This is a genomic window from Rhodanobacter sp. Col0626 (assembly GCF_049994385.1).
Taxonomy (GTDB): Bacteria; Pseudomonadota; Gammaproteobacteria; order Xanthomonadales; family Rhodanobacteraceae; genus Rhodanobacter.
In genome coordinates this window covers 2,006,700-2,030,420 of record NZ_CP188260.1, presented here as the reverse complement: position 1 = coordinate 2,030,420, position 23,721 = coordinate 2,006,700, and the positions used below count along the sequence as shown (strand labels likewise).

General features: G+C 65.4%; 12 protein-coding genes. All 12 read left to right on the top strand.

Translation table 11 applies throughout. The features are described 5' to 3' along the window. Positions 1 to 306 precede the first annotated feature (306 nt). Positions 307 to 1,221, top strand: a complete 915-nt coding sequence (locus tag ACPPVV_RS08565) for a cupin-like domain-containing protein (RefSeq protein WP_426703028.1) — start codon at positions 307 to 309, stop codon at positions 1,219 to 1,221. A gap of 75 nt (positions 1,222 to 1,296) precedes the next feature. After that, entirely contained in the window at positions 1,297 to 8,604 is a 7,308-nt protein-coding gene (locus ACPPVV_RS08560; protein ID WP_426703027.1) for an amino acid adenylation domain-containing protein, read from the top strand. Continuing rightward, complete coding sequence (locus tag ACPPVV_RS08555) at positions 8,601 to 13,535, top strand: amino acid adenylation domain-containing protein (protein ID WP_426703026.1); 4,935 nt, start codon at positions 8,601 to 8,603, stop codon at positions 13,533 to 13,535. Before ACPPVV_RS08560 ends, ACPPVV_RS08555 begins: the two co-directional genes overlap by 4 nt. A 30-nt stretch (positions 13,536 to 13,565) precedes the next feature. Then, on the top strand, positions 13,566 to 14,696 hold the full coding sequence (locus tag ACPPVV_RS08550; protein ID WP_426703025.1) for a glycosyltransferase family 2 protein: 1,131 nt from the start codon (positions 13,566 to 13,568) through the stop codon (positions 14,694 to 14,696). Next, on the top strand, positions 14,690 to 15,799 hold the full coding sequence (locus ACPPVV_RS08545; RefSeq protein WP_426703024.1) for a polysaccharide deacetylase family protein: 1,110 nt from the start codon (positions 14,690 to 14,692) through the stop codon (positions 15,797 to 15,799). The genes ACPPVV_RS08550 and ACPPVV_RS08545 overlap by 7 nt, the downstream gene beginning before the upstream one ends. Continuing rightward, positions 15,787 to 17,049 carry an O-antigen ligase family protein gene (locus ACPPVV_RS08540; protein WP_426703023.1) on the top strand — a complete coding sequence of 421 codons (1,263 nt, stop codon included), beginning with the start codon at positions 15,787 to 15,789 and terminating at the stop codon, positions 17,047 to 17,049. Before ACPPVV_RS08545 ends, ACPPVV_RS08540 begins: the two co-directional genes overlap by 13 nt. A gap of 64 nt (positions 17,050 to 17,113) precedes the next feature. Continuing rightward, complete coding sequence (locus ACPPVV_RS08535; protein ID WP_426703022.1) at positions 17,114 to 18,469, top strand: phenylacetate--CoA ligase family protein; 1,356 nt, start codon at positions 17,114 to 17,116, stop codon at positions 18,467 to 18,469. Continuing rightward, positions 18,466 to 19,575: a glycosyltransferase gene (locus ACPPVV_RS08530; RefSeq protein ID WP_426703021.1), complete on the top strand. Its 1,110-nt coding sequence runs from the start codon at positions 18,466 to 18,468 to the stop codon at positions 19,573 to 19,575. The genes ACPPVV_RS08535 and ACPPVV_RS08530 overlap by 4 nt, the downstream gene beginning before the upstream one ends. A gap of 8 nt (positions 19,576 to 19,583) precedes the next feature. Further along, positions 19,584 to 20,756 (top strand): glycosyltransferase, encoded by a 1,173-nt coding sequence (locus ACPPVV_RS08525; RefSeq protein WP_426703020.1) that lies wholly within the window; start codon positions 19,584 to 19,586, stop codon positions 20,754 to 20,756. Beyond that, positions 20,753 to 21,394: a polysaccharide deacetylase family protein gene (locus ACPPVV_RS08520; RefSeq protein WP_426703019.1), complete on the top strand. Its 642-nt coding sequence runs from the start codon at positions 20,753 to 20,755 to the stop codon at positions 21,392 to 21,394. The genes ACPPVV_RS08525 and ACPPVV_RS08520 overlap by 4 nt, the downstream gene beginning before the upstream one ends. Next, positions 21,391 to 22,554, top strand: a complete 1,164-nt coding sequence (locus tag ACPPVV_RS08515) for a glycosyltransferase family 4 protein (protein ID WP_426703018.1) — start codon at positions 21,391 to 21,393, stop codon at positions 22,552 to 22,554. The genes ACPPVV_RS08520 and ACPPVV_RS08515 overlap by 4 nt, the downstream gene beginning before the upstream one ends. After that, positions 22,554 to 23,720: a hypothetical protein gene (locus ACPPVV_RS08510; RefSeq protein ID WP_426703017.1), complete on the top strand. Its 1,167-nt coding sequence runs from the start codon at positions 22,554 to 22,556 to the stop codon at positions 23,718 to 23,720. Before ACPPVV_RS08515 ends, ACPPVV_RS08510 begins: the two co-directional genes overlap by 1 nt. Position 23,721 lies beyond the last annotated feature (1 nt).

Here is a 23,721-nt window from a genome sequence, read left to right as displayed (position 1 = left end):
CAGGGGCAATCGAAGTCGACACGTCATCACGCCGAATTCCTGGCGCGCAGCCGGATGGGTGCGGCGTTGTCGTCTGCATTCGCGCCGCCATGCCGACCTCCGTTGACGAACAGGCCACGCCATAACGGCCAGCTGTCACATGCCATGCGTCATCGGATCGCCCGGTGGTCGTCACATGGGAAATATCCAGGGGACCACGTGCCGCGGGGCACGGCCAGGTCGATCCGTCCAGTCGTACCGCCGATGAAATCCAGGGGGACCACCTCAGAAGTCAGCCAGTCTCGTGTTGCGCAGGAGAATGAAATCATGAATGTCAGTACCACGCCTATCGATGTCGACTGGAGTCGTTTCGACCCATGGCGCATTCAGGCGTTAAGTCACCGACTGGCCGACCATCCCCTGCTGCAGTCCGACCAGCTGGTTGCGCTTGGCGAAAGGTTTCGCTGCAGCAGCCGGCTCTTCACGTTCAGCAACAAGGCTGGCGCGGCGGCCAACTTCGACGCGGTATCCCAGTTGTATCCCAATGCGCGGACGATCAAGGACTCGCTGAGGGACATCACCGATGCCAAAGCCTGGGTGCTGCTGCGTCACGTGCAGGCGGACCCGGCCTACCGCGCGCTGATCGACTACGCGCTGGACCCGATCCAGCCCGAAATAGAACGCAAGGATCCCGGGATGTACTACCGCGCCGGCTGGATCTTCGTCGCCGCGCCGCATACGACCACACCGTTCCACATCGACCGGAATCACGGAATCCTGCTGCAGGTTCGCGGCGTCAAGACCGTCTATGTCTGGGATGCGGAAGACACCGAAGTCGTCACCGATCGTGCCCGCGACGTATTCCATGCCCGACACGATCTGGACCTGGTCAAGTGGCACGAGGAGTTCCGCGAACGTGCGCACGTCTTCAAGCTCGGTCCCGGCATGGGCGTCTACATTCCGGAGACGTGCGCGCATCTGGTCGAAACCAGCGACGAACCGTCGACCACGATAAGCATGACCTACAGCACCAAGGCCACGCGCCGCGATGCTCTGGTGCATGTCATGCACGACCTCCTGCACCGCAAGGGCATCGAAGCACCCGCGGTCGGCAGGCGACCGCTGCTGGACAAGTTGACCTATGCCGCAGGGTCCGTGCTGGTCGCGGCCCACGGGGTGGGGAGCCGTCCGCCGGCCTGCCCGTCGCTGGCCCATCACAGCGCGTACGCCGTGGCGGATTGATGTCTGGAAAAAACCGGTAGCGAAAGGGATCGCCCAACCGGTTGCTGCAATCACTTCTGGGGAGATCGCGAAAGGATGAACGCGTTCAGGGTCGAAAATTCGGGTGACATGGCCGCGGGCCAGCGGCTGTTCGACGTGTTGCCGTCCGCTCCCGGCAACGGCGCAGCCGTGTGGACGCAATGCGAGTACGCGCTGGACCAGACACTGATGCTGGCGTTGACCGAAAGCGCCCGGCGGCATGCGGTCAGTCTGTCGACCATCGTTTGCGCCGCGCTGGCCTTGGTCGAGTCACGATGGACCGGAGGCGACACCGTCCTGGTTACTCGCGCCGCGGTGGACCGTTCGCGTCAACAGTCGATCGACATACCCCGTACCGGTGACCGCGATACCTGGCTCAAAGCCTTCTCCCAGATCCTGGAGAACGCCGTCGACCCGTCCTGCGACAGCGCCTGGATCGTGCTGGACGATGACGTGCACCCTTGTCATGAAACCGCATCCGACGACCAGCACCGGTCGGCCAGCAGTCGCTGGCAGCTGATCAGCGCTGCCCCGGCACGGTTGAAAGTTGGATTCCGTGCACCGCTCGGTGACGGCGCGATCGACCTGCTCGCCGACGGCGTGTTGCGCGCACTGGCAGCGCTGGGTTCGCCCGCGCCCGTCGCACTGGAATCGATCGACATGCTGGATGCCGGTGAGCGCCGGAACATGCTGGTCGACTGGAATGCCACCGCGGTGCCGCGTCGAGACACCGACACCGTGCACGGCCTGTTTGCCGAAGTGGCGCAACAGCAACCGGACCGTCCGGCCATCGAATCGCGCGATCGCGTACTTTCCTATGGCGAGATCGAAGCACGCGCCAACCGGGTCGCTGCGGGCCTGCTCGCCGCGGGCGTGAGCGTCGGGTCGCCAGTGGCCTTGCTGCTTGAACGCTCGCCCGAAGCGATCATCGCCATATTGGGCATTCTGAAGGCAGGCGCAGCGTATCTACCGCTGGATCCGGCCTATCCCGCCGAGCGCATTGCCTTTGCCGTCAACGATGCGCATGCGGCAGTCGTGATTGTCGCTGCCGCCGGCACCACCCTGCCCGGCGTGGCAGCCGTGGTGATCCCGTTCGACCAGCTGGAGCAAGGCACCCCGGACGCCACGTTGCCGTCGCTCGACAGCCGTGCGCTCGCCTATGTGATGTACACCTCGGGATCGACCGGCGCGCCGAAAGGCGCCGAGATCACCCATCGTTCGATCATCCGGCTGGTGCGCGACGTCAGCTTTGTCGATCTCGCAGCGGCACCGCGCGTACTGCACGCCGCGCCGCTCGGTTTCGATGCTTCGACACTGGAGATCTGGGGGCCCCTGCTCAACGGTGGCACCTGCGTGATCCATGACGAACGCATCCCGACGGGGTGCGGCCTTGCAGGGACGATCGAGCGCCATGGCGTACGGATCGCCTGGCTGACCGCGGCGCTGTTCAACGCAATCGTGGATGACGACGCCAGCAGGCTGCGTGGCCTCGAACAACTGCTGATCGGTGGCGAAGCATTGTCGCCCGGCCACGTGCGCAAAGCCTATGCGGCGCTGCCCGACACCGTGATCATCAACGGCTACGGCCCCACCGAATGCACCACCTTCGCCGCGACGTACCGCATCCCGCGCGAACTCGACGAGGGAACACGCTCGATTCCGATTGGCCGTCCCATCGCGGACACCACGCTCCACGTGCTGAATCCGCATGGCGAACCGGTACCGGTCGGCGTGATCGGTGAATTGCACATCGGTGGTGCGGGACTGGCGCGCGGTTACCTGGGTCGACCGGAGCTGACCGCCGAACGCTTCATCGCCCATCCGTTCGGCACCGCCGACGAGCGGCTCTACCGCACGGGCGACCTGGTGCGCTGGTTGCCGCAAGGCGTCATCGAGTTCATCGGCCGCGTCGATGGCCAGGTCAAGATCCGCGGCTATCGCATCGAGGTCGGCGAAATCGAAGTGGCCTTGCAGCAACTGCCCGGCGTGCGGGCATGTGCCGTGCTCGCACGCGAGGACCGGCCGGAGCAGAAACGGCTGGTCGCCTATTACGTCGTCGACGATGTAGCCATCACGGCCCGCCACCTGCGCGAGCAACTCACCCGTACGCTGCCGGAATTCATGGTCCCGGCCATCTATATCCGGCTGGACGCGCTGCCGGTGACCTCGAACGGCAAGCTCGATCGTCGTGCCCTGCCGGTGCCGGACAGTCGCCGGCCCGAGCTCGTGGACGCTTACGTTCCCGCGGCCGGTCCGACGGAGCAGCGGTTGTGCGAGTTGTTTGCCGAGGTGCTCGGCCTCGACCAGGTCGGCCGCCACGACCACTTCTTCGAGCTGGGCGGCAACTCGTTGCTGGCAGTCCGGCTGGTAGCGCGCATTCGTCATGAAGTATCGACGGTGCCGACCATTGCCGCGTTCTTCGGCGAACCGACGCCCGCCGCGGTGGCCGGCATGATCGAAGGCCGACCCGAACGCAGCCCGCTGGCGAGCCGGCTTGCGCGCGGCGCCAGCCACGAGGCCGCGGAGCCGGTCGCGATTATCGCGATGGCTGGCCGCTTTCCCGGCGCCGCCGACGTCGAGGCTTTCTGGGACAACCTTTGCGCCGGCCGCGAGTCGATCACCTTCTTCGGGCCGGACCAACTCGACCCGGGTGTGCCCGCGGAGCAGCGCAACGATCCCGCCTACGTCGCCGCACGTGGCGTCATCGATGGCGTCGAGGATTTCGATGCCGCGTTTTTCGGCATCTCGCCGCGCGAAGCGGAGCTGATGGATCCACAGCAGCGCATCTTTCTCGAACTGTGCTGGGAGTGCATGGAGCGCGGTGGCTACGTGCCGGACGCGCAGGACAAACCTGTCGGCGTGTTCGGCGGCATGCACAACGCCACCTATTTCCAGCGCCATGTCAGCAGTCGGCCCGACCTGGTCGACAAGCTCGGCGCGTTCCAGGTGATGCTCGGCAACGAGAAGGACTACCTCGCCACCCGCATCGCCCACAAGCTCAATCTGACCGGCCCGGCGATCAGCATGAACACCGCCTGCTCGACCTCGCTGGTAGCCATCTGCCAGGCCTTCGACGCCCTGCGTTCCGGCCAGTGCGAAATGGCCCTGGCCGGCGGCTCATCGATCACCTGCCCACCGCGCAGCGGTTATGTTTCCCAGGAAGGATCGATGCTGTCGCCAGACGGGCATACGCGCAGTTTCGATGCCGATGCCCAGGGCACCGTCTTCAGCGATGGCGCCGCGGTCGTGCTGCTGAAGCGACTGTCCGATGCATTGCGTGACAACGACCCGATCTACGCGGTGATCCGCGGCAGCGCGGTGAACAACGACGGCGGCACCAAGGCCAGCTTCACCGCACCGAGCAGTGCCGGCCAGGCAGCGGTGATCACGATGGCGCTCGATCGCGCGGGTGTCGATGCACGCTCGATCTCCTATGTGGAAACGCATGGCACCGCCACGCCGTTGGGCGATCCGATCGAGATCGAGGGCCTGACCCTGGCGTTCCGCCAGAGCACCGATGAACGCGGCTTCTGCGCGATTGGTTCGCTCAAGAGCAACGTGGGCCATCTGGTCATGGCCGCCGGTGCCGCCGGCGTGATCAAGACCGCGTTGTCCTTGTGCGAACGCCGGCTGCCGCCATCGCTGCATCTGCGGGCGACGAACCCGAAGATCGATTTCGCCGGCTCGCCGTTTGTGGTCAACGACTCGCTGCAAGCGTGGCCGGCCAATCGCGGCCCACTGCGCGCCGGTGTCAGCTCGTTCGGCGTCGGCGGCACGAACGCGCATGTGATCCTGGAAGAAGCGCCACTGCGCGAAGCCTCGGATCCCGCGCAAGGCCCGCAACTGTTGCTGCTTTCCGCCCGCACCTCGACAGCCGTCGGTAGCGCAGCGATGCGACTGGGCGAGCATCTCGCTGCGCAGCCGGACGCCAATCTCGCCGATGTCAGCTGGACGTTGGCGAGGGGTCGCAAGACGTTCGCGCAACGCAGCCACGTCGTCGCCAGCAACCACGAGGACGCCATCGTCCGGTTGCGCGATGTGCCGGCAGCGCGCACGGCAATGAATCCCCCACCCGGCATCGTCTTCATGTTCCCCGGCCAGGGTTCGCAATACGCCGGCATGGGACGCGAACTGCACGCGACCGAGCCGGCCTTCCGCAACGCGCTCGACGCCTGTGCGGAGATCCTGCGCGACGAACTCGGTTTCGATCTGCGCGAACGCCTGTTCGCCGATGACGCGGATGCGCTGCGCGCGACCGAACTGACCCAGCCGGCAATTTTCGCGATCGAATATGCGCTGGCGCAACTGTGGATCAGCCACGGCATCCAGCCTGTGGCAATGATCGGCCACAGCGTGGGTGAATTCGTCGCGGCGGTGATCGCCGGCGTCATGAGCCTCGCCGATGGCGCGCGACTGGTCGCGCGACGAGGCCGCCTGATGCAGGCGTTGCCGGCCGGCTCGATGCTGTCGGTGCGGATGGATGCCGCCCAGCTCGGCGCACGCCTGCCGGCCAGCCTGTCGCTGGCCGCGGAAAATGCACCGAACGCCTGCGTGGTCTCCGGTGAAACTCCGCTCGTCGAAGCTTTCCAGGCCGAGCTCGAAAAGGCCGAGGTTGCCTGTCGCCTGCTGCGTACTTCGCATGCATTTCATTCGGCGATGATGGATCCCGCGCTGGATGCCTTCCGCCAGGAAGTCGAGCGGACGCCTTTGTCAGCCGCCCGCATTCCGATTGCCTCGACGCTCACGGGATGCCTGCTGGGCGATGCCGATGCCACCTCGGCCGATTACTGGACCCGTCATCTGCGCGGCACCGTTCGCTTTTCGACCGCGCTGCTGAGCCTGCTGGAGCAGACCCAGTACGCGTTCCTTGAAGTGGGCCCGCGGACGACGCTGAGCGCGTTGACGCGACAGCACCCGCAAAGCCGCGGCCGGGTCGCCTTGGCCTCGCTGGCGGATGCACCGGCCAACGAACGGTCCGCCTGGCTCGAAGCCATCGGCCAACTCTGGTGCCTCGGCACACCGGTAGCGGTCGATGCGATCGATCGCCGGGAACACCGGCGTCGCGTGCGTCTGCCGACCTATCCGTTCGAGCGCAAGCGTCACTGGATCGAGATCCAGCCACACGATGCATTGCCGCAAGCCGAGCTGCCCGTATCGAACGTCACCGCCTTGCCGGTGGCCTTTGTTGCACCACCTGCCGTCCTCCCGGAGCCACTCATGGAAGCGAACCCCAACCACACGACTGCCGGTTCTGGTCGACCCGCCCGCCTGCTCGCGCAACTGACCGAACTGTTCGAGGACATCGCCGGCAACGAGTTCGAGGGCGTCGACGCCAGCGCGAATTTCATCGAGCTCGGCCTGGACTCGCTCTCGTTGACCCAGGTGGCGTTGCAGCTGCAGAAAACCTTTGCCTTGAAGATCACGTTCCGGGAGCTGATGGAATCGTGCTCTTCGTTCGACCGTCTCGCCGCGCACATCGATCGCCTGCTGCCGCCGGACGTCGCAACCGTCGATACCCCCACGCCGCAACCCGCGAGTGTGACTCCCATGATGACGACAACAAGCAACCCTACACAGGGTATCCCGCCGGCCCCGTCCGGCCACATCGTGCAGGACGTGATCCAGCAGCAGATGCTGATCATGCAGCAGCAGCTCGCTCTCTTGCCAGGGGCGGGCGGCATGGCGCCCGCGATGGCACCCGTTGCAGCCGTTGCGGCCGTTGCTCCCGCAGTGGCCGCTCCGGCGGTGTCGGCCGCCGCCAGCGCGCCGCCGGTCGAGTCGGCGGGTCAGGATGAAGAAGCCGCGCTTGCGCACACCACCTACGACGTCAAGAAAGCCTTCGGCGCCATCGCGCGCATCCACTCCAGTTCGACCGAGCTCACCGCACGCCAGCGGGTACGCCTGGACGCGTTCATGCGCCGCTATATCGAACGCACGCGACGGTCCAAGGAGTACACCCAGGAGCACCGTCCACACTTGGCCGACCCGCGCGTGGTCAACGGTTTTCGCCCGCTGTTGAAGGAAATGATCTACCAGGTCGTCGTCGACCGCTCGAAGGGATCGAAGGTGTGGGACATCGACGGCAATGAATACGTCGATGCGCTCAACGGTTTCGGCATGAACCTGTTCGGCTGGCAACCCGATTTCGTGGTCGATGCGATCCACCGGCAGATCGATGCGGGTTACGAGATCGGCCCGCAGCATCCGCTGGCCGGCATCGTCGCCAAACAGGTCTGCGAGCTCACCGGTTTCGATCGCGCCGCGCTGTGCAACACCGGCTCCGAAGCGGTGATGGGCACGGTGCGCATCGCCCGCACCGTTACCGGTCGCGACACGCTGGTGATATTCACCGGCTCCTATCACGGCATCTTCGACGAAGTGATCGTGCGCGGCACCAAGAAGCTGCGCTCGGTGCCGGCTGCTCCGGGCATCCTGCGCAACACGGCCGAGAACGTGCTGGTGCTCGACTACGGTACGCCGGAATCGCTGGCGATCATCCGCGAACGCGCCTCGTCGATCGCCGCCGTGCTGATCGAGCCGGTGCAGAGTCGACGCCCGGATTTCCAGCCGCGCGAATTCCTGCAGGAGCTGCGTGCCATCACCAGCGATGCCGGCGCATTGATGATCTTCGACGAGGTGGTCACCGGTTTCCGCTCGCATCCGCGCGGCGCACAGGCCGTGCTCGGTATCGACGTCGACCTGGCGTCCTACGGCAAGGTGGTCGGCGGCGGTTTCCCGATTGGCGTGATCGCCGGCAAGCGCCAGTACATGGATGCGCTGGACGGCGGCGGATGGCAGTTCGGCGACGACTCCATCCCCACCGTCGGCGTCACTTACTTCGCCGGCACCTTCGTGCGCCATCCGCTGGCGCTCGCCGCAGCGCATGCCGTGCTGGAACATCTCGCCGCCGCCGGCCCGGCATTGCAGGAAAAACTGAATACACGCACCACCGCGCTGATCGACGAACTCAACGCGTTCTGCACCGGTGTCGGCGCACCGATCAAGCTGACCCATTTCGCGTCGGTGTGGAAGGTCAATTTCGCCGAGGAACATCCGCTGCAGGACCTCCTCTTCGCAATGATGCGCAGCCGCGGCATCCACGTGCTCGACAACTTCCCGTGCTTCTTCACCACCGCGCACAGCGAGCAGGATTTCGTGGCCATCTCCAAGGCGTTCAAGGAATCGGTGCTCGAACTGCAGGAGGCCGAGTTCCTGCCGCGTCGGCGCAACGTCGAAACGCTGGCCTTCGATGCGGCCAGGCCGCCGGTGTTCGGCGCACGTCTGGGCAAGGATGCGGAAGGCAATCCGGCGTGGTTCGTGCCGAACCCCGAGGCGCCGGGCAAGTTCATGAGGGTCAATGCATGAATCCGAACGACACGTCTCCGCTGGCGGTCGCCCCGGTTGCGGTCGACTACGACCCGTTCGCCGGCTCGACCCTGGCGCGGGTGGCGCCGACCATGGCACCGCAACGCGAGATCTGGCTGGCTGCGTCGCTGGAGTGTGCGGCATCGCTTGCCTACAACGAGTCGATCTCGCTGCGCCTTCACGGTGAACTCGATGTCGACGCCCTGCAGGGCGCCTTGCAGACCCTGGTCGAGCGCCACGAAGCGTTGCGCGCCACCCTCAGCCCGGATGGCGAAGAGTTGTATATCGCGGCCCAGCTGGATCTTCCCTGCCCGCTACAGGACCTCACCGCGCTCGACGACGCAGCGCGGGATGCTGAAGTCGAGGCCGTCCTGCGACACGCGGTGACGACTCCGTTCGACCTCGAACACGGGCCGCTGGTACGTGCCGAACTGCTGCGCGTCGGTCCGCAGGAACACCTGCTGGTGTTCACCGTGCACCACGTCATCTGTGATGGATGGTCGTTCGGCGTCATCGTGCGCGACCTCGCTGAGCTCTACGCGCAACATCGCGGACAGGGCACAGGCCCCGGACCCGCCGATTCGTTTACCGATTTCGCCTTGGCCGAAGCCGGGCGCGCCGATACCGACGATGGCCGTGAGGCCGAACGTTACTGGTTGCAGCGCTTCGGCGATGTGCCTGCGTCGCTCGACCTGCCCACCGACCACGCCCGTCCGCGGCGGCGCAGCTTCGCCTCGCAACGCGAGGATCGTATGCTCGACGCTGCATTGATCGGCGCCGTCAAGCGCATGGGCGCACCACGCGGTGCCAGTCTGTACGCCTCGCTGCTGGGCGCATTCGGCGTGCTGCTGCAACGTCTTGGCGGGCAGGAGGATGTCGTGATCGGCATCCCCTCCGCCGGGCAGGCGGCCGGCGGCCATCATGGCCTGGTCGGGCACTGCGTGAACGTCCTGCCGCTGCGCATGACGATCGATCCGCTGCAGCCGTTCTCCGCCAACCTGGATCATGTGCGTGGCGACCTGCTCGATGCGTTTGAACATCAGCAGTACACACTCGGCAGCTTGTTGGCGCGCCTGTCGCTACCGCGCGATCCGGGCCGGCTGCCACTGGTCGGCGTGCTGTTCAATCTCGACCAGGCACTGGACGAGTCCACCGTGTCGTTCCCGGGCCTGCGTTTCGAGCTCACCGGCAATCCGCGTGCCTTCGAGAACTTCGAGCTGTTCGTCAATGCGGTCCAGGTGGATGGTGGCGTGCGCCTGGAGTGCCAGTACAACAGCGACCTGTTCGATCGCGCGACGATCGGCAGCTGGCTCGATGCCTACGAAACCCTGTTGCGCCACGCCACGGCGGCGCCGGAGGAGGCAACCCACGCGCTCGGCATGGTCTCGCTGACCGCTGCCCTGGCGCTGCAATCGTTGCAGCCCGCGCCAACCGCTTACCCCGCCGACCGGCTGGCACATGAGTACTTTGAAGCACAGGTCGACCGGGCGCCTTCGCGCGCCGCCGTTCGGCACGGCACCACGCAACTGAGTTATGCCGAGCTGGAGCAGCGCGCCAACCGGCTCGCCCATGTCCTGCGGTCACGTGGCGTGGGCCGGGGTTCGCTGGTGGGGCTGTCGCTCGATCGCGGCGTCGACATGCTCGCTGCCGCGCTGGCGGTGCTCAAGTCCGGTGCCGGTTATGTACCGCTCGATCCCGCCTTCCCGGCCGACCGTCTGGCCTTCATGTGCGAAGACGCGGCACTGTCCGCCATGATCGTCGATGACACCGTGCCGATGGCTTTTGCGTTTCCCGCAGCCCGGGTGATCTCGCTGGCACGCGATGCCAACGGAATCATGGCAGCCAGCGCCGAGCGGTTGCCGCGCGACGAGAAGTCGGCAACACCCGAATCGATCGCCTACCTCATTTACACCTCCGGTTCGACCGGGCGCCCCAAGGGCGTGCAGGTACCGCATCGCGCCACCTCGAATTTCCTGACCGGCATGCAACAGGCGCCGGGCATCCGCGAGGACGATCGCCTGGTCGCGGTGACCACGCTGTCCTTCGACATCGCCTTCCTCGAATTGATGCTGCCGTTGAGCGTGGGCGCCGAAACCGTCATCGCCGGTTACGACGACGTGCGTGACGGCGCCGCGTTGCGCAAGCTGGTCGAAGGCAGCGGTGCCAGCATGATGCAGGCCACCCCGGCAGGCTGGCGCATCCTGGTCGAATCGGGATGGCCGGGCCGCTCGGGCTTCCGCGCCATCGTCGGCGGCGAACCCCTGCCGGTCGATCTGGCGGCCGAACTGCTTCGGCTTTGCGGCGAGGTATGGAATGCCTACGGGCCGACCGAGACCACCGTGTGGTCCACCCTCTGGCGTGTAACCGATCCGCGAATGGGCATCTTCATTGGCCGCCCCATCGCCAACACGTCGGTATACATCCTGGATGACCAGCACGCCCCCTGCCCGCTGGGCATGCCGGGCGAAATCCACATCGGCGGCGACGGCGTCACCCTCGGCTATCTGAACCGTCCCGAGCTCAACGCCAAATCCTTCCTCGACGATCCGTTCGCCAGCACGCCCGGCGCGCGGATGTACCGCACCGGCGATCGCGGCCGCTGGCTTGCCAATGGCCAGCTCGAGCATCTCGGCCGACTGGATTTCCAGGTGAAGATGCGTGGTTACCGCATCGAGCTTGGCGAGATCGAAGCGGTGATTGCCGACGTCCCCGGTGTCGCGCGTACCGTGGTGATCACACGCGAGGATCGTCCGGGCGACGTGCGGCTGGTGGCCTATGTGGTTTCCCGCGAAGGCGTCACCCTCGACGAGGAAGCCTTGCGCGCGCAGATCCGCCAGCAACTGCCGGATTACATGCTGCCCCAGCACCTGATGCAGCTCGATGCGATCCCGCTGCTGCCGAACGGCAAGATCGACCGCAAGTCGCTGCCGGTGCCGCTGGTCCATTCGGCAGGCGCCGAAAGGGAGCGGCAGGCGCCGCGCAGCGAGATCGAACAACGCGTCGCCCAAGCCATGGAAACCGTGCTGGCGTTGCCCGAGCTGGACATTCGCGACGATTTCTTCGCGCTTGGCGGCCATTCTCTCCTGGCGGCGCAGCTCACGGCGCGACTCAATCGCGAATTCGGCATCACGCTGTCGTTTCGTACCCTATTCGATGCCCCGACCATCGCGACGCTTGCCGCCGCCATCGGCAAGCAGATGGCAAGCGGCAGTGCGCCGGCCACACAGCCGATCCAGCACCGGCTGGAACAGGAGCGCGCGCCGCTTTCGTTGATGCAGCAACGCTTGTGGTCGCTCGAAGCGCTGCAACCGGGACGGGTCAGCTACAACGAACCGTCCGCCCATCGCCTGCGTGGGCGACTCGACGAAGCCGCTTTCGAACAGGCCCTGCAAGCCTTGATGCAGCGGCAGCCGATCATGCGCACCGCATTCCGGCAGCATGGCGAAAACGTCGAGCAGGTCATCGACACCCAGCTCGAGATGCACCTGTTTCCGGCCGATGACCTGTCCAACCTGCCCGCGGACGAACGCGAATCGGTACTGATGCAACGCCTGCAGGTGCTGACCGACACACCGTTCGACCTGACCCGCGCACCGCTGTTCAGCGCACACATGTTCCGTCTGGCCGACGACGAGCATGTGTTCTTCTTCATGCCCCATCACATCATCTGGGACGGCTGGTCGTTCGACATCCTCTACGCCGAACTCTCGCAGCTTTACCGCGCATTCGCCCAGGGCAGCGCATCGCCGTTGCCGCCGCTGCCAGTGACCTACGGTGACTTCGCCATCTGGCACAGCCAATGGCTGGAAGGGCCGCAATTCCAGGCGCAGCTGGCGTTCTGGCGCGAGCGGCTGACACAGGTCGCGGATGTGCGTGCCTTGCCGACCGACCATCCGCGACGGCCAGGCATGTCCGGCGCGGGTCGTACCGAATGGATCCGCGTCACGCAGGCCTCCACCGATGCCCTGCACGAAGTGGCCCGACTTGCCGATGCCACGCTCAACATGACCTTGCTGGCGCTCTATTACGTATTGCTCGGCGGCATGGCCGGCCAGCGCGAGCTGGTCGTCGGCACGCCGGTGCGCGGGCGCAACCAGACCGAAGTCGAATCGGTGATGGGCTACTTCAACAATCTCGTGCCACTGCACATGACACTCGACCCGTCATTGCCGTTCATCGACTTCGTGCGGCAGGTGAAGCGGAGCGCCATCGAAAGCTTCGGTCATCCGGATGTGCCGCTCGAATACCTGCAACGCGAGTTGAAGGTCGACCATCGCGGCGGTGGCGTGCTCTACCAGGCGCTGTTCTCATTCCAGGACGCACGTCAGCGCGTCGTCGACTGGGGCGGCCTGCAGCACGAGCAGATCCTGCTGTTCCAGAGCGGCGCCACCGAGGACCTGGGGTTGTGGTTCCTGGAAGGCGCCGGCGGCATGGTCGGCGGTGTCACCTACAACGCCGACATCCTGGAAGCCGACACGGCATGCCAGTTGCGTGAACGCTATCTGGCGATGATGGCGCGCGTCAGCGAGGATCCGCAGCAATCGCTGGCGGCACTGAACACGCTGGTGGGCGGCAACATGAAGATCGGTCGCGTCGCCCCGCCTGTCACACCGGTGATGCGCGATGTTGCCGCCCCGGCGACGCCGAAGACACCCGCCGAACAGCTGCTCATCGCGCTGTGGGCGGAACTGCTGGGTACCACGGAGATCCGCTCCAGCGACAACTTCTTCGATGTCGGCGGCCATTCGTTGATGGCCGTGGACATGGCCGAGCGCGTGAAGCTCGAGACCGGGGTGCAGCTTAATCTGCTCGACATCGCCAATGGCACGCTGGGCACGCTGGCGGCCGGACTCGGTGCCGCCCAGGCGGCGAAGACGGATCAACCGGCAAAATTTGGCGAGCGTTTTCGCCATCTGTTTGGACGACACTGACATGGACACATCGGTCCGGGGGGAACCGAGATGATGACCCTGGCTTGCCTCGCCTGCTGGGGCAGCGCGCTGTTGCTGGTCCATGTCTTCGTGGGCTATCCGTTGTGCATGTGGCTGCTCGCGCGCTGTTGTCCACGGCCCATAGCCAGGCAGGCGGTGACGCCCACGGTGACCGTGATCCTGGCGGTTCACGACGGCGCGAAGTACCTGCCGGCCAAGCTGAAGAACCTGCAGGCGCTCGACTATCCGCCCGGGCAGCTCGAGATCGTGATTGCCTGCGACGGATGTCGCGACGCCACCGCGGCACTGGCCCGCGAGGCGAATGATCCGCGCGTACGCGTGCTGGAATTCACCGAGCGCCGTGGCAAGGCTGCCTGCCTCAACGATGCCGTCGCGATGGCGCGCGGCGACGTATTGTTGATGACCGATGTGCGTCAGAAGCTCTCGCCCATGGCACTGCGAGAACTGGTCGCCAATCTCGCCGATACCCACGTGGGGGCGGTCAGTGGCGAGCTGCAGATGGAGAATGTGCAGACCGGTTTCGCCCAGGGCGTCGATGCGTACTGGCGTTACGAAAAACTGATACGCCACGCGGAGAGTCGCTCTGGCTCGACCATCGGCGTCAGCGGTGCGCTGTATGCGATGCGCCGGGCGTTGTTCAAACCGTTGCCTTCCGGCACGGTGCTTGACGACGTGCTGATTCCCATGCGGGTGGCCGCGGCCGGTTGCCGGGTGGTGTTCGAACCCCACGCACTGGCCTGGGACCAGCCCTCGCAACAACCCGCCGAAGAGCGTCGACGCAAGATCCGCACACTGGCCGGCAACTACCAGTTGATCCAGCTCGCTCCATGGCTGTTGCTGCCGTGGAGCAACCCGCTGTGGTTCCGTTTTGTCAGCCATAAATTGCTGCGCCTGCTGGCGCCATGGCTGATCTTGTTGCTCGGCCTGAGCACGGCCGTGCTGGCCACCCGCCATGTGGCCTACGCGCTGTTGTTGCTGGTTCTGCTCGTCGGCGCGGCATTGGTCATGCTGGGGCGATGGATGCCCGCGGCAGGCCGCTGGTTGCCGATTCGCCTGGCCGTGGCGTTCTACTACCTCAATCTGTTTGCCGCACAGGCACTGATCGCCTTCACCCGCAATCGAGGACTGCATTTATGGTGACCCAGAGGGAAGCAACCGATCGGGCATCCGGCATTCGCGGCCACCTGGGCGAGCTGTGCTACAGCAGTGGCCTGCTGCATTCGCTGCAGCGGATGCGTGCATGGTGGCAACGGGATCTGCGCATCCTGGCCTATCACCGGATCACGCCCCTGCCCGATCCGGCCACCTTCGACTTCGACCTGGAGTTGATCAGCACGTCGCCCGATCGATTCCGTGACCAGATGCGCCTGCTCAAGCAGCGCTTCCGGCCGATGCGCCTGACCGACGTGGCCGCCGCGCTGGATGCCGGTGAAGCACTGCCGCCGGATGCCGTCGTGGTGACGTTCGACGATGGGTATGACGACAACTACCGGATCGCCTATCCGATTCTGCGCGAGCTCGGCGTACCGGCCACGTTCTTCGTGTCCACCGGCCACATCGATAGCGGCCGACCGTTTGCGTACGACTGGCTGGTGCACATGATCCTGCTCACCGGCGCACCCGGACTCGTGTTGCCCGAGCTTGGCATCGACCAGCCCATGCCGGCAGATCGCGACGGACGCCGCAAGCTGGCGGGTCGCGTGCTGCTGGAGATGAAAAGTATCAGCGCCATCGCACAGTCCGACCTGATCACCCGGCTGGAGCGCGAATGGCGCATGCCGAGCGATGTGACGCCGGTGGATTGCCGTCCGATGACCTGGGCGCAACTGCGCGAAATGCACGATGCCGGCTTCGAGATCGGCTCGCATGGCGTGCACCACCGCATGCTGGCGAAGTTGCCGCAACAGGACATGGAAGACGAAGTGCGGGACTCGAAAGTGTCGCTGGAATGCGAGCTCGGCATCACCACGGCCTTGATGTCCTATCCAGTCGGCGGCGACCGCGCGTTCGACGAACGCGTCATCGAAGCGACCCGTGCCTGCGGCTTTCAGCTGGCCTGCTGCTATGTATGCGGCACCAACCCGCAGCCAGCGGACAACCGTTACGCGCTGCAACGCCTGCCGGTCGAACGCAACATGGGACCGGGCTGGTTTGCCGCCATGCTGACGTTGCCCAGCCTGATGAGCTACCCCACCACCAGCCGCGCGACGGCATCGGACCCCGTGGCCACATGTTCCCGCTGATCCTCCTTTATCTGGTACTGACCATCGTCCGCCCGCAGGACTACATGCCGGGTCTGGCGACCGTGCCACTGTTGCCGGTCGTGCTGGTGCTGGCCTTCGTGTGCTGGATGGCTTCCAGCGCAAAGACCTGGGCGGCGCCGCAATTCCTGATCCTTCCGGCGTTCCTGCTGGTGGTGATGATCTCGCAGGTCACCAACGGCTGGGCCGGCGGGGCCCTGGCCGAGCTGGGCGAATTCGGGCCGACGGTGATCGCCTTTTTCGTTTTCGCCGCGTGCTGTACCACGCGCAAACGCGTGACCATGGCGATGACGGTTTTCGTGTTGTGTTCGGTCCTGCTGGCGATCCACGGCGTCGGGCAGTTCAGGACCGGCATCGGCTGGACCGGCATGCCGATGACCGAGGACGGACGCATCCAGTACGTGGGTATCTTCAACGACCCGAACGATCTGGGCCTGCTGTTCGCGACCACGTTACCGATGGCGTTCTTCCTGCGGCATCGCAGCCGTGGCCTGCTGCGGCTGTTCTGGCTTGCCTGTGCTTCGCTGCTGCTCTACGGCACCTACCTGACCAACTCGCGCGGCGCCATGCTCGCGGTACTGGTGGTGGCTGGCATCTATGTCTGGCATCGCCGCGGTGCGTTGACGGCCGGCACGCTGGGCGCCATCGGCCTTATCGGCATGCAGGTGCTGTCATCGCGCATGCAGGAAATCGATGCCGGCGAAGAGTCTGCCCACGGCCGGGTGGAAGCCTGGTACGAAGGCATGCACATGTTCTTCGACCATCCGTTGTTCGGCGTGGGCGCCGGCAACTTCACCGATTACAACGACCTCACCGCTCACAACTCGTTCGTGCTGGTGCTGGCCGAAACGGGCTTTATCGGATTCGTGTTGTGGCTGGCCTTCGTCGGCTACAGCTTCTGGATGATGCGGGTGGTGCTGCGCAGTCAGCCCGAACATGCCGCCACGCCGGAACAGCTGAAGGATCATCAGGAAGATCGTGCCATGGCGCTGACGCTGTGGCTGGCGCTGTGGGGCCTGTTCGCCGCGGCCTTCTTCCTGAGCCGCAGCTACATGATCGTGCTGTACCTGGTGCTGGCGATGGTCACCGGCTATTACGTCGGCGCACGCCAGCGCATGCCGGACCTGCCGGCATTCAACCTGGCCGACGGCTGGTGGCGCTGGGTGCCGACGGCGATGGGCAGCGTGGTCGGAATGTATGTACTGGTTGCCGTGCTGTTGCGTACCTCATGACCGCTCACCTGCACATTCCCTGCGCGCGCAACCCGGCCTTCCTGGCGATCGGGAGCAGCGCGACATGAGCGGCGCCTACGAAGCGGCCTTCCGGCATGTCCTTTTCCCGGCGTACGAAACGGGCCTGCGCCGTCGCCGTACGCTGGCCTACCTCGACCAGTACCAGCGCGATCAATGGCTGGCACCGGAGCAGATCGCCACACTGCAATGGCAACGGTTGCAGCGGCTGCTGGAACATTGCCAGCGCGAAGTGCCCTTCTACCGGCGGCGCTGGCGCGAACTCGGCATCGTCGCGGCGGACATCCGCAATCTCGATGACTACGCGAAGTTGCCGTTGCTGACCAAGGCCGACATCCGCAACCACTTCGACGAGCTCACCGCCGATTCCTGGCGCGGCCGCCTGCTGACCAAGGCCACCGGCGGTTCGACCGGCGAACCGCTGCGCTTCGGCTACACCCGCGAAAGCAACGACCGCCGCACCGCAGTGATGTGGCGCGGATATGACTGGGCCGGTTCGCGGATGGGTCGGCGCACGCTGTTCCTGTGGGGTGGTTCGGTCGGTGAACCGACTCGCGCGCATCAGCTGAAAGATCGCCTGTACAACGCGGTATTCGCACGGCACATCCTCAACAGCTTCCACATGAGCGAGTCGAACATGGCGCAATTCGCCGATGCCATCGACCGTTATCGCCCCGAAATCATCGTCGCCTATGTCGGGCCGCTGGTACGGCTGGCGCAATGGTTGATCGCCACCGGGCGAAAGATCCGCCCACCGCAGGGCATCATCGGCGCGGCCGAGTCGATGCACGAGTTCCAGCGACAGATCATCGAGCAGGCCTTCGGTTGTCCCGCCTTCAACACCTATGGCTGCCGCGAATTCATGCTGATCGCCGCCGAGTGCAAACAACACCGTGGGCTGCACGTGAATGCCGATCACCTGGTGGTGGAACTGCGCCAGTCCGCTGGGACGAACGCAGCGACACCGGGCGAGGTGGTCATCACCGACTTGTTCAACTACGGGATGCCGTTCCTGCGCTATGCCAACGGCGACATGGCCACCGCGTCCACCGCGCGCTGTGCCTGTGGTCGCGGCCTGCCACTGCTGGAGCATGTCGACGGCCGCGTACTCGATGCGATCCGCACGCCGGCAGGTCATGTGCTGCCCGGCGAATTCTTTCCGCACATGCTCAAGGACGTGCCCGGGCTGGAACGGTTCCGGCTGGTGCAACGACGCCTTGACCAGCTCGATCTGTCGATCGTGCGCAACAGCGGTTTCGACGACGCCTCGCTGGCGTATATCCGCCGCGAGGTGAACAAGGTGCTGGGTGACAGCGTCGCCTTGCACTGCCATTTCGTCGACGAGATTCCGCTGACCCCCAGCGGCAAGCTGCGCGTCACCGTCTCCGAGCTGTCGTCATGAACATCACCCATGTCGTCGAAAGCCTGGATCGCGGCGGTCTCGAGCGCATGGTGCTGGAGCTGGTGAAGCTGCAACACCAGCATGGCCACCGCTGCCAGGTCGTGTGCCTGTTCGAACGCGGCACGCTGGCGCACGAACTGGATGCTCTCGGCATTCCGGTCAACGTGTGCCACAAACGTAAGGGCGTGGACCTGCGCGCGCTGGCTCGGGCGCGACGCATGGTGCGTGCCCATGCCACCGAAGTGCTGCATACACATAACGCGGTGGCGCACTATCAGGCAGTGCTGGCTACTTGCGGCCTACGCATCTATCGGATCGTCAACACCCGCCATGGCATGGGCGGCAATGCACGCGCCACACGGCGCGAATGGCTGTACCACCGCGCACTCACGCGCACCCATGCAGTCATCGCCGTCTGCGAAGCGGCCTGTCGCGATGCCATCCGCCGTGGCATCGTGCCGCTCGGCAAGGTGAAGGTGATACCCAACGGCATCCAGGTGGACGCCTTCCAGCCGGCGTCGGCAGCGATGCGAAAGTGCCTGTTGCGAATGCTGAAGTTGCCCGCGCAGACCCGGCTTATCGGCAGTGTCGGCCGACTCAACTGGGCCAAGGACCAGGTCGGCCTGATCCGCGCGTTCCGGCAAGTGCACGAGCAACGGTCCGATACGGCACTGGTGCTGATCGGCGACGGTGAACTGCGCGCGCAGTTGCAGCAATGCGCCATCGATGAAGGCGTGCACGACAGCGTGCATTTTCTCGGGGACCGCAACGACGTGCACGAGTTGCTGCAGGGGCTTGACCAGTTCGTGCTGTCGTCACTGAGCGAAGGCTATTCGATGGCGTTGCTGGAGGCCTGCGCGGTGGCGTTGCCGATCGTCGCCACCGATGTGGGCGGCAATGGCGAGATCGTGCGCGATGGACGAACCGGCCGGCTGGTGCCTGCGCGCGATCCCGCTGCACTGGCGAATGCGATGCTGGCCCTTCTGCAGGACCCGGCGCAGGCTGCCGTGCTGGCACACGCGGCGCGGTCCTGGGTCGAACGACGCGGCACGCTGGACGTGATGGTGATGCGCTATGCCCGGCTCTACCAGGGCGCCACGAGCTGAATGATGCGATGAAGATCCTGATCCTCACCAATCTGTTTCCGACGCCGTGGGATCCGTTGCGGGGCGCGTTCAACCGTCAGCAATTCGAGCGTCTGGGTCAGAACCACGAGATCGACGTGCTGACCGCGGTCGACTTTCGCGAACGCTGGGGCGGTGTGCGTGGTGAGGTAAGCATCGCCGGCTTGCGTTCCGATCATTTCGTCTTCGTGTATCCGCCGCGTTTCGGACGCTCGCTACACGCGGCGTGCTGGCTGCTCTCGCTGCTGTGGCAACGCGGCCGGCAACTGCGCGCGGCGCACTACGACTGTGTGCTGGCCAGCTGGGCTTATCCCGATGCGGTGGCTGCTGGCTGGCTGGCACGGCGGCTGGGCATTCCTTACCTGGTCAAGGTGCATGGCAGCGATCTCAACGTGCAGGCCACCCACGCCTTGCGCCGCCCGCAAATTCGCATGGTCCTGCGTGGAGCCAGTGCCGTGATCGCGGTGAGCCATGCGCTCGCCGGCAAGGTGACCGAACTCGGCGTGGAAAGAAACCGTGTGCATGTCGTTTACAACGGGGTCGACCATGCCCTGTTCATTCCCGGTTCGCGCAGCGAAGCCCGTGTGCGGCTGGGCCTTTCCGCCGACGCGCCGCTGTTGCTGTACGTCGGCAACCTGAAATCGAGCAAGGGATGCCTCGACCTTCTCGAAGCGTTTCCCGCCGTGGTTGCCGCGCGCCCAAGGGCCCGTCTGGTCTACGTGGGTACCGGCCCGGCCGGCGCCGCCCTGCTCGATCGCGCAGCCGCACTGGGATGCGCGAAACGCGTCCAGCTCGTCGGCGCGGTGGCGCATGGCGACCTTGGCAACTGGTTCCGCGCAGCCGACGTGTTATGTCTGCCCAGCCACAATGAAGGCGTACCTAACGTGGTGCTGGAAGCCATGGCCTGCGGCACGCCGGTGGTTGCCAGCTACGTCGGCGGCATTCCCGAAGTGGTACCCGAATACGCCGGCATCCTGGTGCCGCCGCATGCAGTCGAAGCCCTCTCCGTAGCCCTCATCCAGGCAACGGGAAGGAGTTGGGACTGCACGCAGATCGCCGCGCATGCCAGCGGCTTCCGCTGGGAAGACAATATCAACCGGATGGAGCGCATCCTGCAGGAAGTGATCGCTCCCGCTCCCGTCCCGGTAGGTGCCCCTGCATGAACCTGAAGCCAAGAAAGCAGCAATTGCTCGAACTGCTGCCCAATGCACTGATGCTGACGCGCGGCCCACGCCACAGCAATATTCGCTACCTCACCTTCGACGACGGACCGGATCCGCAGCACACGCCGCCATTGCTGGACCTGCTGGCGAAGCACGGTGTAAAAGCCAGCTTCTTCCTCATCGGGGAAAAGATCGAAAAACATCCCGAGCTGGTCCGGCGCATCGTCGCCGAGGGTCACCTCATCGGCAACCACTCCTATAGCCACTGGGAATTCCGCAACATGACGCTGCGCAAGCAGCTCAGTGAAGTCCACCGCACCGATGCGCTGCTGTCCGCCTTCGATCAGCGTCGCCATCATCGGGTGCGGACGCCGCGCGGCTATCTTGCCGCGCCCCTGTTGTTGTATTTCGCCAGCCATCGACGCACGTTCGTCCATTGGTCCTACGACAGCCTCGATTACCAGCCGCAGCCGGTCGAGGACCTGGTGGCGCGGCTGCGCGACCAGCCACCAGCCTGCGGCGACATCGTGTTGATGCACGACGACAACGACATGGCCTGCAACGCGCTGCGTGTTCTGCTGCCCGAATGGCTGGCCGACGGGCATCGCTTCCACGCGCTACCGTCGGGTGTCGCATGAGGATTCTCTATCACCACCGCACGCGCGGACGACATGTCGAGGGCGTGCATATCCGCGGCATCGTGCATGCACTGCGCGAGCTCGGCCACGAGGTGACGGTGATGTCGTTTCCCGGCGCCGATCCCGAGCACGAACCGGTGGCCCGGGCCACCGGTCATGGCCGCCTGGGTGGCCTGATCGCCGGCCTGCCGGGCGTGCTGTTCGAATGCCTGGAGCTGGGCTACAACCTGGTCACGCTGTGGCGGATGTCCGCGGCGATCCGGCGGCAGCGTCCACAACTGATCTACGAACGTTATTCGCTGTTCCTGTTCGCCACGGTCTGGCTGGCGCGACGTCACGGCATTCCACTGGTGCTGGAGATCAACGACTCGGCGCTGGTCCGGCGCGTGCGACCGTTGCGCTTGAAATGGTTGGCCCGACGTATCGAAAGCTGGTGCTTGCGTCGCTGCACCGGCCTGGTCTTCATTTCAAATTACTTTCGCGAACAGGCGCAATCTGCCTATGGCACGGTCGCGGCGTCGGTGATTTCGCCCAACGCCGCCGACCTGGCCCGTTTCGATCCCGCCCAGTTCGATCCCGTCCGCCTGCGCGCCGAACGCGGCCTGGCCGGTCGCATCGTATGTGGCCACATCGGGGTGTTTGCGCAATGGCATGGTGTCGATGCGTTTGTCGAAGCCATCGCCTCGCGGCTCGCCGAAGTGCCGCAGCTGGCCCTGGTCTTCGTCGGCGACGGCCGCACGTTACCGGCAGTGCGCGCGCTGGTTACCGAACGCGGGCTGGCCGATCGCGTGCTGCTGCCAGGTCGGGTCGCCCATGACGAGATCGCCGGCTGGATCGCCTGCATGGACTACGCGGTGCTGCCCGATTCCAACCACTACGGCTCGCCGATGAAACTGTTCGAGTTCATGGGCATGGGCGTGGCGGTGGTCGCGCCCGATTACGCACCCGTTGCCGAAGTCATCGCCGATGGCCACACCGGCTGGCTGTTTCCTCATGGCCAGACCGAAGCCTGCGTGCAACGCGTGCTCGACCTTGCCATGCGCGAGGACGAACGCCGCCGCATCGGCACCGCCGCGCGCGATTACATCGTGCGGGAACGGCAATGGCGCAACAATGCGGAGCAACTGCTGACCTTGCTGCCGGCGGGGGAACCAGGCTGATGATCACCCTCGTGCTGACGGTTGTACTGATCGTTCTGGTGCTGGCGGCGGGAGCGCTGGTCTACGCCATCCGCGCCCGCAACATGCAGATCTGGCTCGGCAGCTATCTGCGACGGCGCCCACCGCCGGCCGTCGACGGGCCCGTGCATGTGATGTTCTGCTTCGTCGATCACTTCGAGCCGGCCTGGGGCAAGGTCGACGTCACCACCCAGCGCCAGCGCGTCGATCGCTGGTGCCGCGATTACCGCGCGCTTGCCTCGACCCATCGCGACGCAGATGGCCGGCCACCGCAGCACACCTTCTTCTACCCCGAGGAGGAATACCTCGAAGAACATCTGCAGAAGATCGCCGCGCTGTGTGCGGAAGGCTACGGCGAAATCGAGATCCACCTGCACCACGATGACGATACCGAAGCAAACTTCCGCACGACGATCAGCCGTTTCAATGAACTGCTGCATGAGCGCCACGGTGCGCTGCCGCGCGATCCACTCACTGGCCAGCTGCGGTTCGGTTTCATCCACGGCAACTGGAGCCTGGACAACTCCCGCGCCGACGGCCGCTGGTGTGGCATCAACAACGAACTGATCCTGTTGCGCGAGCTGGGCTGCTACGCCGACTTCACCCTGCCCTCGGCGCCGAGCGACACGCAGACCCGCATGATCAACGCGATCTATTACGCCACCGACGATCCGCTGCGCCCGAAATCCCACAACAGCGGCGAGCCGGTGCGAGTCGGCGGCAAGGCCAGTGGCGACCTGATGATCGTGCAGGGGCCGCTCGGACTGAACTGGCGCGAGCGACGGTTCGGCCTGATTCCGCGCATCGAGAGCGCCGATGTACGCCGCAACTGTCCGCCGACTCCGGCGCGGGTCGATGCCTGGGTACGCACCGGCATCCATGTCGAGGGACGGCCCGAATGGATCTTCGTCAAGGTGCACACCCATGGCACCCAGGAGCGGGACATGGACACCCTGCTCGGCCCCGCCGCACACGCCATGCATGACCACCTCGAGCGCCATTACAACGATGGCGCCAGGCACGTACTGCACTATGTGACAGCGCGGGAGGTCTACAACATCATCAAGGCCGCCGAGGCGGGCAAGAGCGGCAACCCGGATGCGTGGCGCGACTTCGAGCTGCCGCCGCCCCCGCATGGCGCAGGGTGAA

What these genes read in the sequence shown, in the direction of transcription:
- ACPPVV_RS08550 (WP_426703025.1), top strand. Translation starts at nt 13,566, where the DNA reads ATGATGACCCTGGCTTGCCTCGCCTGCTGGGGCAGCGCGCTGTTGCTG.
- ACPPVV_RS08520 (WP_426703019.1), top strand. Translation starts at nt 20,753, where the DNA reads ATGAACCTGAAGCCAAGAAAGCAGCAATTGCTCGAACTGCTGCCCAAT.
- ACPPVV_RS08545 (WP_426703024.1), top strand. Translation starts at nt 14,690, where the DNA reads ATGGTGACCCAGAGGGAAGCAACCGATCGGGCATCCGGCATTCGCGGC.
- ACPPVV_RS08560 (WP_426703027.1), top strand. Translation starts at nt 1,297, where the DNA reads ATGAACGCGTTCAGGGTCGAAAATTCGGGTGACATGGCCGCGGGCCAG.
- ACPPVV_RS08530 (WP_426703021.1), top strand. Translation starts at nt 18,466, where the DNA reads ATGAACATCACCCATGTCGTCGAAAGCCTGGATCGCGGCGGTCTCGAG.
- ACPPVV_RS08555 (WP_426703026.1), top strand. Translation starts at nt 8,601, where the DNA reads ATGAATCCGAACGACACGTCTCCGCTGGCGGTCGCCCCGGTTGCGGTC.
- ACPPVV_RS08540 (WP_426703023.1), top strand. Translation starts at nt 15,787, where the DNA reads ATGTTCCCGCTGATCCTCCTTTATCTGGTACTGACCATCGTCCGCCCG.
- ACPPVV_RS08535 (WP_426703022.1), top strand. Translation starts at nt 17,114, where the DNA reads ATGAGCGGCGCCTACGAAGCGGCCTTCCGGCATGTCCTTTTCCCGGCG.
- ACPPVV_RS08510 (WP_426703017.1), top strand. Translation starts at nt 22,554, where the DNA reads ATGATCACCCTCGTGCTGACGGTTGTACTGATCGTTCTGGTGCTGGCG.
- ACPPVV_RS08525 (WP_426703020.1), top strand. Translation starts at nt 19,584, where the DNA reads ATGAAGATCCTGATCCTCACCAATCTGTTTCCGACGCCGTGGGATCCG.
- ACPPVV_RS08565 (WP_426703028.1), top strand. Translation starts at nt 307, where the DNA reads ATGAATGTCAGTACCACGCCTATCGATGTCGACTGGAGTCGTTTCGAC.
- ACPPVV_RS08515 (WP_426703018.1), top strand. Translation starts at nt 21,391, where the DNA reads ATGAGGATTCTCTATCACCACCGCACGCGCGGACGACATGTCGAGGGC.